The 10,695-nt window shown below is 51.6% G+C and carries 9 protein-coding genes; 6 read left to right on the top strand and 3 right to left on the bottom strand.

Annotated features, from left to right (window positions below):
* Positions 1–43: 43 nt before the first annotated feature.
* Positions 44–1,587 (bottom strand): IS3 family transposase gene (locus H1S06_RS09135; RefSeq protein WP_407658761.1). Its coding sequence is split into 2 segments (ribosomal slippage): positions 44–1,119 and positions 1,119–1,587, totalling 1,545 coding nucleotides; the frame shifts between segments, so codons are not numbered across the junction.
* Positions 1,562–3,667 (bottom strand): AAA family ATPase, encoded by a 2,106-nt coding sequence (locus H1S06_RS09130; protein WP_181739391.1) that lies wholly within the window; start codon positions 3,665–3,667, stop codon positions 1,562–1,564. The genes H1S06_RS09135 and H1S06_RS09130 overlap by 26 nt, the downstream gene beginning before the upstream one ends.
* Positions 3,668–4,379: 712 nt before the next feature.
* On the opposite strand from H1S06_RS09130, the gene H1S06_RS09125 reads away from it, so the two are divergent.
* The 6 genes from H1S06_RS09125 to tadA all read left to right on the top strand — a co-directional run bounded on the left by H1S06_RS09125 (position 4,380) and on the right by tadA (position 9,127).
* Positions 4,380–4,910, top strand: coding sequence for a hypothetical protein (locus H1S06_RS09125; protein WP_181739389.1), 531 nt, complete (start codon positions 4,380–4,382; stop codon positions 4,908–4,910).
* 41 nt (positions 4,911–4,951) lie between these two features.
* Positions 4,952–5,521, top strand: a complete 570-nt coding sequence (locus H1S06_RS09120) for a TetR/AcrR family transcriptional regulator (protein WP_181739387.1) — start codon at positions 4,952–4,954, stop codon at positions 5,519–5,521.
* 150 nt (positions 5,522–5,671) lie between these two features.
* Entirely contained in the window at positions 5,672–6,715 is a 1,044-nt protein-coding gene (locus tag H1S06_RS09115) for an NADP-dependent oxidoreductase (RefSeq protein WP_181739385.1), read from the top strand.
* 244 nt (positions 6,716–6,959) lie between these two features.
* Complete coding sequence (locus H1S06_RS09110; protein WP_220183831.1) at positions 6,960–7,523, top strand: LemA family protein; 564 nt, start codon at positions 6,960–6,962, stop codon at positions 7,521–7,523.
* Positions 7,520–8,575 (top strand): DUF3137 domain-containing protein, encoded by a 1,056-nt coding sequence (locus tag H1S06_RS09105; RefSeq protein ID WP_181739381.1) that lies wholly within the window; start codon positions 7,520–7,522, stop codon positions 8,573–8,575. Before H1S06_RS09110 ends, H1S06_RS09105 begins: the two co-directional genes overlap by 4 nt.
* A gap of 75 nt (positions 8,576–8,650) precedes the next feature.
* A complete protein-coding gene (gene tadA, locus H1S06_RS09100; RefSeq protein WP_255482975.1) occupies positions 8,651–9,127 on the top strand; it encodes a tRNA adenosine(34) deaminase TadA in 477 nt (158 codons plus the stop codon).
* Positions 9,128–9,131: 4 nt separating this feature from the next.
* On the opposite strand, the gene mltF is transcribed toward tadA, so the two are convergent.
* Positions 9,132–10,631 (bottom strand): membrane-bound lytic murein transglycosylase MltF, encoded by a 1,500-nt coding sequence (gene mltF, locus H1S06_RS09095; protein ID WP_181739377.1) that lies wholly within the window; start codon positions 10,629–10,631, stop codon positions 9,132–9,134.
* Positions 10,632–10,695: the final 64 nt, after the last annotated feature.

Here is a 10,695-nt window from a genome sequence, read left to right as displayed (position 1 = left end):
CGGTAACTGTCAACGTAGTTGTCGCGTATAAGTTATCAGCTCTTTAAAAACTCGCCGCCTTTTCCGGGTTCAGTGTGACTGACTCCGGCAAGCTGAAGTCACGGATATCACCTGACCAGCGTTGGGGGTTCTTGGCCTTCTCGACTTCGAGAACCCGTTTGCGTTGCGCCAGGATATACTCGGCCTCGCCGTTATGACGCTGCTCAGGTGTCACGTATTTCAGAGCACTGTGCCGATGCTCGGTGTTGTACCAGCGCACGAACTTCAACACCCAATGCCGTGCCTCTTCGAGCGTCTTGAAGCCATTCACCGGGAACGCCGGTCGGAACTTCAGGGTTTTGAACAGTGACTCCGAGTAGGCGTTGTCGTTGCTGACGCGAGGTCGGCTGTTCGAGGGGGTAATGCCCAGGTCGTACAGCTTTTCCAGGAACGTCGCGGCCTTCATGGGGCTGCCGTTATCAGAGTGCAGCACCAGCGGCTTGGATCGGGCGGCCAGATGTTCCCGCCAGTAGGCCTTTTCGACGAACTCGCTGGCCAGTTCTCCGGTTTCACGCGCGTAGACTTCGTGGCCCACGATCTTACGGCTGTAGACATCCATCATCAGGTACAGGTAAAACCAGGTGCCACGGGCAGGTCCAGGCAACCAGGAGATGTCCCAGCACCAGAGCTGATTAGGCTCGCTGGCTTCATGTGTGGTTGCCTGGCGTTTGCGCTCAGGCGGTTTCTGCCGGCCTCTGGCATGCAGCTGATCGTATTCGTGCAACACCCGGTAGAACGTAGATTCCGACGCCAGATAACGCCCTTGATCCAGCTGATCCGCCACAATAAACGCCGGCGGGGCACTGCGATATCGCGGTTGATTACAGAGCGATACCACGGCTTCACGCTCCTGCTCTGACAGCTTGTTATGCGGTGCAGGTCTGGGCGCGATCGGTCGTTGATCCGCATGGACCAACTGATTCGCCGTCCAGCGCTGGTAGGTGCGCACACTCAGGTTTAGCAAGGCACAGGCCTTGACCAGCGGAGCACCGTTGCTCTGAGCCTCCTGGATCAGACTAACGGCATGCTGGCGATCCGGGAGGCTGGTCATTCGTCCTCGTCTTTGGGGCCCCAGATCGCCTCTGCTTTTTTTGACAGTATTAGCAGCGCGGCCGTCTCCGCGAGCGCCTTCTCCTTGCGGCGTAGATCAGCTTCTAGCTGCTTGATCCGTTTGCGCTCGGCCTTGGTCGCTTGGCGATGCTGTTTGGCTTGCTCATCTGCTTGCGCATTGGCGCCCATACAGGCCGCCTTCCAGGCTTCGATCTGCTCCGGGTACACACCGCGCTGGCGGCAATATTCGCCGATCTCCGCTTCGCTCATCGGAGCGGTCTCCAGCACCATGCGGAATTTTTCTTCGCTGCTCCACTTGTCCGGGGCGGCTGAGTTGGATGGCAAAACGGCACCTCGTTCTCTGGCGGCTTTACGCCAATTGTACAGGGTCGCGGTACTGATGCCTTCCTGACGAGCCAGCTCGGCTACTGTCATGCTGTGAGGCGGCGCCATTTTTTGGAGGATGGCTTCCTTACGTTCCGGTGAATAGTGGGGCATGGTTGTCCTCTGAAATTTTCAGGCGACAACTACGCTGACACATAGGGCGAGAAAGTGATTCTGAAATAAGTCTGGCGGCTACTTTGCTACTCCACTGATGACTTAGTGAGTTCACAGGGTCATCGAATATGACAGCAGACAGTCTATTATCTGCTTTCATCTCTGCTAAAAAAGCTGCAATTGCAATGCATCTTTGCTCCCCCTCGCTAGCAACTTTAGCAACTATTGGTTCGCCAGCATTTGCGATTGCTAACTTAAATTGTTGTTGTCCTCCGGTGTTTCTTGTTTGAACATCCACCGAGAAGCGCGTGAATCCAAATTTTTTAAGTTCGTCCCTGAAAGCAGAGGTAAGAGGTTCTATGACTCCTTGCTGGTAAATTTTTGAAGAAAGATCGGAGACTTTGCGAGTGTTGCATTCACTCTTTATTGCTTCCATCTTTCTGATGACTTTATAACGGCGTATATTTTTTATTATTGATTCATAGTTATCATTGATATGTTTTTTGTCTAATAGGACCTGTAAATTTTTTTCTTTCCTTTTGATGAGCTCAGCTAAGTCTTGGTTGGTTTTAACTGATTCTATTTGTTCATCAATATTTTTTAATATTGCGTTTATGTCAACTGAAGATGAAATATCTAGTGTGGATTGAAGATCGGGTAATTTTGAGGAGGTGGTAAATATCTTTTGACGCTCGGCTAATATTTCAAACAGAGCTATGATCTTTTCGTTTATACCGGGCTTTAGCTTGTTGGATTCTTCTAGTGCAGCCTTATAGTTTTCCAAGCTAAGGTCTTGTGATGAAATCATTCTTATAGCATTGCTCAATAGGTCATGAGCCTTTTTTGCTTCTGTAGCAGCATTGTCGGCCAAGAAACTATTTAATGAGGCCAGCCGATTACTACTGTTCTCTGAGATTTCCTGGAGGCATAGAGGGCAATTTTCACCTTGGATAGGTGGGAAGTTGTGAGAATTCGGCTCGTTTTCAATGAAGGTTTTTGCTGCACTCCATAGGCTTTGCCAGTTTATACCTGCAACAGTTTCTAGAGGTAGGCCTTGTAGAGTGGCCTGCATTATTTTGTCGGCAGTCCTCTGCTTTGTGTTGTAATCTTCTTGCAGTTCTTTAAGCCTGTCAAAAGCTTTATCGCTTAGAGGTTTTAAAGCGTTATTAATAAATCTTTGCAACGGTGTTATTATTTGCTTTTGTTGATTGAGATTGGCTTTTAAACTTTCTGGAGTTTGTAGCTTATCTTTTGCAATTTCTTGTCTTAGAGGTTCTATATGCTCAAGATCCTCTGTTGTAGCTCTATGAGTTTGCACATCTTCTTCTTTAGTGTCGGCAGATATTCCGTTGAAGAATCGTGCTGTATTGGTTTCGGAAGTTATTGGTTTTAAGGATATAAGGCCGTTTCCTGGCATTATATCTTCTTCAACAATAGCTTTGACTTGGTTGATGGCTCTAGTCAGTTCTGTTAATAAGTTTAAGCCAGAAGGCTTGAAACCTAGAGCATCCTCTTTGTTAACGTAATGATGAGCTGAATCTGTATCGAAAACCCTAATTGCCTTCAGGGGGGCAATGCTTGAAGAGTTCAAGCTCCAAGGGTGAGTTTCGTCCTTCCCGTCTACTAAGATTTTGATCGTTGCGCTAGGCGAAGGATTGGTTTGTTCAAATACATTCCCTAATATTTTGGGGCACGAACCGCGTGTTAGGCAAGCATTTTTCATTATGCTGGAGTAGCTGGATTTTCCTGCTCCATTGTCACCATAAACTATGAAGATGCCATCTCTGGAAAATGTTAGAACTTGTTTTTCAATGAGAGCACCAACACCATACACTTCGGATAATGATAGTAGATTGACTTTACCTTGCTCACTAGTATGTCCGGTGAAGTCTAAATCTTGGCTGCTAGAAGTAGAGCATTCTTCTGAGTGGACTAGTTGGTGTTCAACACGAGCAATATAGTAGATTTCATCGAGGTCACTCTGATCTAATTCTCCGTGTTCAAGTGCTAGTTTAATGCTGTGTTTCCACCATATAGGTTTATCTTCAATCCATGTCTGTATTTGTTCTATTGGTGTCATTTTATTTCCCTGTTTTTGATGCGCCGACGAAGTATATTGTTGACTTGCTATTAGATGGTTTTAAAGATAACGTTGATGCTATTATGCCTGATTAGATTTCATCGTTAAGTCGAGTTAGTTATACTTTTTGCCAAAAGAGTTACTTTGGTAGTACACAGACACAGTATGGCACCACATTCTGATGTCTCAAGGGCAGGCGTCGGTATAAACCGATAGATAGAAATCGCGATGAGGCATTACATATCTGCGTTTAATGATCGTGAAATCGCCACTTTTTGGCCAAGGCGAGTTCGCAGCATGGTACCCTCAGACAGTAACAAAGGAGTGGTGAACAGTGCGTCGATTGACCCCCGATGAGATAGAGCACCTTCGCCGGGATATGGCAGAAGCATCAGCATGGGCTAAGGCAGAGTTAAAGCGGCGACGAGCAGCAAAAAATCAAAAAAACTCTGCGCATGGTATAGATGATGGTATCGAGAAAGCTCGCCTTTCTAACTAGTTGTTATTTAAATTGTTTTTCCTCTCGTTGATATTAGAGTGGGAATGATCACACGTTAGGCATTAGCTGGTACTAACTGGCATTAAATTACATTTAAGCCCATGTTTTCATGGGCTTTTTTGTTTTTGTGTCTGGCAGTGTCTGGCCGATGGTAGGCTTGGTGTTGTCAATCGGCTGGCTGTGGGAGTGGTGGATTTTTAACCTGGAGTGGGCATGAATAATTTCGGATCGTGTATCTTCAAGACGTCACTCATTGGCGGGCTATTGGCGGTGGCTGCTTTACCTTCGTTCGTTCAAAGTGCTGAGCAGGCTGTTTCTGTCAAACATGAAATGCTTACCGAAGCGGGTGAGCATTTCGCACCGTCGCTGAGAAGGTTCATTGAAGAGCGGGAAAGGCTGTGCGCTGATTTTGAAGGCGGGGAGCTTGTTATCAATCCGGGAGGCGCGCAGTACGTCGCAGATTTTAACGGTGATGGGGTTACGGATCCAATAATTGATGGTGGCGTGTTCAGTTGTACAACCTCCGCGACTATGTTTCATGGGTTCTCTGGCGGTCGAGTGATTGATGTTTTTGTTTCGATGCGAGATTCGGAAAAACCGTATGTGCGTTTTTCTTTCATGGGACTGGGTAACATCACCACTTCTCTGGGCAATAAGGCAATTCTGCTGATGGTCAAGGATGGGGTGTACTGTGATGCGGCGGGTACTGAGTTCTGTTTTGCAGCGTACAGCTGGGCAGGGTAAAGTTATAGACGACCGGTCTAATCGTGTTTATACTGGTGACTATGAAAAGCAAACATGAAAACACCAAGGAACACCTGCTGGAAACGGGGCGGCAGATGCTGGCGTGCCAGGGGTTTGGCTCGGTCGGGTTAAGCAGTCTGTTAAAGACTGCGGGTGTACCCAAGGGGTCTTTTTACCATTATTTCCAGTCCAAGGAGCAGTTTGGCGAGGAATTGCTGGCGTCCTATTTCAGTCAGTATCTGGCTGAAATGGATAGCATTTTCGGTGTGCAGGGGAAAAGTGGTTGCGAGCTGCTGCTGGCTTACTTTGTACGCTGGAGGGAAAACTACAGCGGGTGCCTGGTAATCAAGCTGGGGGCCGAGGTGGCCGATATGTCGGATGCCATGCGTCTTACGCTCAAGACGGGGACTGATCAGGTTATCAGCCGTCTGACGGCGGCACTGGATGCGGCGATTGCTGATGGCTCTCTGTCACGGCAGGATAGTCGTGCATTGGCGGCGAACCTGTACCAGCTTTGGCTGGGTGCCGGTTTGCTCAGCAAGTTGAATCGAGATGAGGTGCATATGGACCACACCCTGCAATTGACGCGTCGATTGCTGGGGTGCGCCTGATCTTCAGGCAGAAATCAGCGAGGCTTTTTTTTGCCTTTTTTGTAGACGACCGGTCTATTCTTTTTGCGTTTTGCTGCCGTCACGGAAGGGGATGCAGGTATGGACAGACTTGAGCCGGTTTATTAATAACTTAATCCTTGAGGTTGCTACATGACACAAAGCTTATCTGAAAATCGTCAGTGGACGTTGGCGTCTCGCCCGGCAGGAGCGCCAGGTAAGGAAAACTTTCGGCTTCAAACCGGTGCCCTGCCGGAAATTGAAGAGGGGCAACTGCTGCTGCGTACTGTCTATTTGAGTCTGGATCCTTATATGCGCGGTCGGATGAGTGATGCCGAGTCCTATGCCGAGCCTGTTGCTATCGGTGACGTTATGCTGGGCGGCACGGTAAACCGTGTGGTGTCGTCCAGGCATCCTGACTACCAGACTGGTGACTGGGTGCTCAGCTACACAGTGGGCTGGCAGGATTACGGGGTGTCCGACGGTTCCATGCTGTTCAAGCTTGATCCGGCTCATGGTCCCGTTTCTCATGCGCTAGGTGTACTGGGTATGCCCGGGTTTACTGCCTATATGGGGCTGATGGACATTGGCCAGCCCAAGGCAGGCGAAACACTGGTGGTTGCGGCCGCTACCGGGCCTGTTGGCGCGACTGTGGCTCAAATCGGCAAGCTGCAGGGCTGTCGAGTGGTGGCGATCGCGGGTGGTGAGCAGAAGCGCAGGCACTTGGAAAGCCTGGGTGTTGATGTTGCGTTGGATCATCGTGCAGAAGATTTTGCGGCTCAATTGTCAGCAGCCTGCCCTAAGGGAATCGATGTCTACTACGAGAATGTGGGAGGAGCAATATTCGATGCGGTACTGCCGCTGTTGAATACCCGAGCACGTATTCCCCTGTGTGGTTTGGTTGCACACTATAATGATAGTGAGTTGCCGGCGGGACCGGATCGGTTGAGCCTGCTGACGAGTACGATACTGGCCAAGCGCTTGACGGTACGGGGGTTCATTATCTTTGATGACTATGCTGATCGTTATACCGAGTTTGCGGAGCAGATGGGCCGTTGGGTTACCGAGGGCAAAATCGACTACCTGGAGCAGGTGATCGATGGCTTGGAGTCGGCGCCGGAAGGGCTTAGAGGTCTGCTGGAGGGGGAAAATTTCGGCAAGCTGGTTGTCAGGGTTGGCCCGGATGTATTGGTCTGATCCTTCCTGATTCGATCCAGTGATACTCACAGGGTGGGTGCTGCTCGCGGCGGGTGAGCGGCATCCGTTCTGTCATGAAATTTTACCGAGTGAAGGCTTGCTCCCTTCCCTTTTAAAGGTACCTTAAAAACGCTTATCAAGCGGGGTTTCCCGTTCCGAACCAAAAAAGGTTGACCTGTTTTTACGTGCGCCATAACCTGAGCCTCCGCTGAAAATACTGCTAAGGAGAGGTGCCGTGAACTGGATGCTTGTGACAGTTGTTGTCGCTGTTGTGCTGCTTTATTTTTGGTATGCGACTATTGTTTCGCGTCGTAATGCGGCGGAAGAAGCGCTATCCGGTATCGATGTTCAGCTGAAGAAACGTACCGATCTGATTCCCAATATCCTGAAGATAGCGGCTCGCTTTATGGAGCATGAGCAGGCCTTGCTGACCGAGATTACACGTTTGCGTACCGAGGTGTTGCAAGCGGCTGAATCCGGCGGTGGCGCCGGTACCGAAAAGCGTTTTGAGCTGGAAGCGGCGCTGGAAAGCAAACTCTCCGGCCTGATGGTGGCGGTCGAAAACTACCCCGACCTGAAGTCGCATACGAACATGATGGAAGCGCAGCGGGTATACGCGGATGTGGAAGAGCACATCTCGGCTGCGCGTCGCAGTTATAATGCGGCAGGGCGGCGTTTCAAGGATGCCATCCAGATTTTTCCGGGTAACGTCATTGCGGCTGTGATGGGGCTGAAACCTCTGCCCTTTTTTGAAGTGGCGGAAGCTGAGCGTGCGCCAGTCAATGCTGACGACTTTCTCAAGCCATGAGTCTGCTGAGAACCTTATTGCAGGCGAAGGAAGCGGTTACACAGCTGGTTGATGGTACCGCTTATCGTTCACCTGAGGTGAGCGAGGAGCTGTCCGAAGAGTTTCGGGCCACGATCGAAGACAAGGTGAAACCTCTGTTGGAGCCGGTGGAAGGGTTTCGGCAGGAGAAGCTGGCAAGTAAAACACGTCGCAAGACCTGGTTTTTTCGGCTGGGCTGGCTGTTGTGGTTGCCCGTTCTGTTGCTGGATCTGTCTCAGTTGATATCGGGCGACATGAGCCTGTTAACCCTGTTCGTGTTGGGGGGCTTTGGGGTCTGGATTTTCTATCCACAAGTGCAATACATACGGCATTACAAGGAAAAGCTGATCCCGGTGCTGATTCAGGCTTTCGGCGATTATGAATACGACGAGTCCGGCTGTATCGATATGGAAGCCGTCAAGTCGTTCGATATCATGCCGTCTCATTCCAGCAAGAGCAGTGAAGACTATATTCGAGGTCAGGTCGAAGGAGTCGAGTTTGAATTCTGTGAATTGAAGCTTGAGCGCAGCGGCGGCAATTCCAGTAGTACCGTGCACCAGGGCGCTGTTTTGGTGATTACCATGCCGTTCACGTTCAGCGGTTATACGGTAGTGCGTGCGGATTACGGCAAGATTGGTAATGCGCTGGCGTCCCCGCTGGGGCGGAATCGGGTGGCGCTGGAGAATCCGGATTTTGAAGATCGGTACGAGGTGTACGGCTCCGATCAGCAGTATGCTCGTTACCTGTTGTCGCCAACCATGATGGAACGGATTATCGCATTGGATGACCTGTTCCGAACTCGGGCCAAGGGGGCGGGCGTTACCTGTGAATTCCGTGATAATAAGGCTTTGTTCATGCTGTCCTACTTTGGTGACCTGATGGAAGCGGCTGATATCGAGGTGTCAGCTTATGATCTGCAAAGGATGCCGTTGTTGGAGCAGGAGCTGGCGATGATCACGGGGATTATTCGCCAGCTTAAGCTGGATGGGCTTGCAGCCCGTAATGTGGCGGCCGAGCGTTTCGCCGAAGCCTGATTCGGGAGGTATTGTTACAAACCCATGGTTAACAGAGACAGTCCATTACAGGGGACGGATCTGGACCGTCCATATATGCAGCGGGCACTGGAGATGGCACAGCGAGCGGCCGATCTGGGTGAAGTACCCGTAGGGGCTGTGGTAGTACTGGACGGTGAGGTGATTGGGGAGGGCTGGAATCGTCCGATCAGCGGTCATGATCCTACGGCCCATGCCGAAATCATGGCGTTGCGTGAAGCCGCGGCTAAGGTCGGTAATTACCGGTTGGTCGGAGCGACGCTGTATGTCACGATCGAACCTTGCACCATGTGTGCCGGCGCGATCGTGCATGCCCGTATCGAGCGGGTAATATTCGGGACTACCGAACCGAAGGCCGGGGCTTTGGTAAGCAATCAGAAGCTGTTCGATCAGTCCTGGCTTAACCATCATCCGAGCTATCAGGGCGGGGTAATGGCAGAGCAGTGCGCAGCGGTAATCAGTGACTTCTTCAAGCGCCGCCGTGACGAGCGGAAGCAGTTGAAAAAAATGAAGCGCTTGGCGGATGCCGACTAGCAGCCTACAGGCTGCTGGGTAAATTGCTCAGCGGCAATGGTGGTTGTGGCCGGTTGGCGGGTGGGGTTGGTGCCGCTTCTTTACTCTCCTTCGGCTGTGGCAGCAGGTTGCGCGCGCCGGCTGTGTCCACTTCCCAGCTCAGCAGTTCCATGTATTTGCGGATATTGCTGACATATTGCACCGGTTCATGACCGCGGGCGTAGCCGTATCGGGTTTGAGGATAGAATTTCGGATCACTCAACCGAGGCAAAAATTCTCTGACATCCCGCCATCTGTCAGGATCTTTCCCCGCTTTTTGTGTCAGGATGCGCGCATCCTCCAGGTGGCCGAAGCCGACGTTATAACCGGCCAGTGCAAACCAGGTGTGGTCGGGGTCGGGGATGCGATCGGGAATTTTATGTTTGACGTTCACCAGATATTGAGCGCCCCCCAGGATGCTCTGTTTGGCATCGGTACGGTCACTGACGCCGACTTCGTTAGCAGCGGCGTTGGTCAGCATCATGATGCCGCGTACTCCGGTGGGGGAGACAGCGTCGGCTTTCCAGTGTGACTCCTGATAGGCGACTGCAGCCAGCAGCAGCCAGTTGATGCCGCTTTCCTTCTCGGCCTGTTTGAACCATGGGTAGAGGGGCAGGAAGCGCTCTTGCAGGTCGCGTCTGAAGGTGATCGTATCGAAGAAGTTGAGCGGGTTGGTGCGTGAAAAATAGCGTTCTTCCAAGGTCTGGATCAGGGCCTGAGTCGTGTCCAGTTGGAACCAATGGGTCAGCTCGGCCTTCAGCGTACCGTCGTGATGGCGGTTGAGCATCCAGGCAATGGGTTGAGGGTCCTGGAGTTCAATGCCGGCATTCAGGCCGGGGTAAAACGAATGATGTGCATTGAAAACGGCCGAATCGAGCAGGGTGTAGTCGATTGTGCCGTCGTAGAGCTTATCCAGCAGGTCGAGCACCGAGTCGTCGGCGTTGCTGGACCAAGTGATATCGGGGTACTGCTGCTCCAGCTGGCTCAGCAGTTCGGCATAGCGTGACCCGCTCCTGACCATGATGGTGCGATCATAGAGGTCTTCCAGGCTGGTCGGGGCCGGGTTGCCTCGGCGGACCCGGTAGATTACCACCGGGGAGCTGCTGCGGTAGGCCGGGGAAAAGTCGAACTGCTTGCGGCGCTCGGGAGTAGCGGCCAGGCTGGCGGCCGAAATGTGTGCGTTACGCTCCTGCAATACCTGGCTCAGGCCCTCGAAGCCTTCCGTAAATACCAGTTCCAGTTCGACGCCCAGGTGCTCCGCAAAGGCGCGGACCAGTTCATATTCGAACCCTGCGGGCTTGCCTTTGCGTATGTAGTAGGTGATGGGCGTTGTGGTGGTGGCCACGCGAAGGACGCCGTTCTGTTTGATGGCCTCCAGCTGGGTTGGTGTGTTGAGGCTCAGGAGCACCAGACCGAACGTCGTGGCGACGAGAGATGCGAAGTAGATCAGTTCACGGAAATGAGGTGACTTGCGCAGTTTAAACATAGGCTCTGCTATTCTGTATCTCGATGGCCTGATCGGGTAAAATCGTCATTTACTTTCTGCTCTC

The organism is Marinobacterium marinum (assembly GCF_013868415.1).
Lineage (GTDB): Bacteria > Pseudomonadota > Gammaproteobacteria > Pseudomonadales > Balneatricaceae > Marinobacterium > Marinobacterium marinum.
This window is presented reverse-complemented; position numbering and strand designations above follow the sequence as displayed.

What these genes read in the sequence shown, in the direction of transcription:
- H1S06_RS09105 (WP_181739381.1), top strand. Translation starts at nt 7,520, where the DNA reads ATGAGTCTGCTGAGAACCTTATTGCAGGCGAAGGAAGCGGTTACACAG.
- mltF (WP_181739377.1), bottom strand. Translation starts at nt 10,631, where the DNA reads ATGTTTAAACTGCGCAAGTCACCTCATTTCCGTGAACTGATCTACTTC.
- H1S06_RS09115 (WP_181739385.1), top strand. Translation starts at nt 5,672, where the DNA reads ATGACACAAAGCTTATCTGAAAATCGTCAGTGGACGTTGGCGTCTCGC.
- H1S06_RS09110 (WP_220183831.1), top strand. Translation starts at nt 6,960, where the DNA reads ATGCTTGTGACAGTTGTTGTCGCTGTTGTGCTGCTTTATTTTTGGTAT.
- H1S06_RS09120 (WP_181739387.1), top strand. Translation starts at nt 4,952, where the DNA reads ATGAAAAGCAAACATGAAAACACCAAGGAACACCTGCTGGAAACGGGG.
- H1S06_RS09130 (WP_181739391.1), bottom strand. Translation starts at nt 3,667, where the DNA reads ATGACACCAATAGAACAAATACAGACATGGATTGAAGATAAACCTATA.
- H1S06_RS09125 (WP_181739389.1), top strand. Translation starts at nt 4,380, where the DNA reads ATGAATAATTTCGGATCGTGTATCTTCAAGACGTCACTCATTGGCGGG.
- tadA (WP_255482975.1), top strand. Translation starts at nt 8,651, where the DNA reads ATGCAGCGGGCACTGGAGATGGCACAGCGAGCGGCCGATCTGGGTGAA.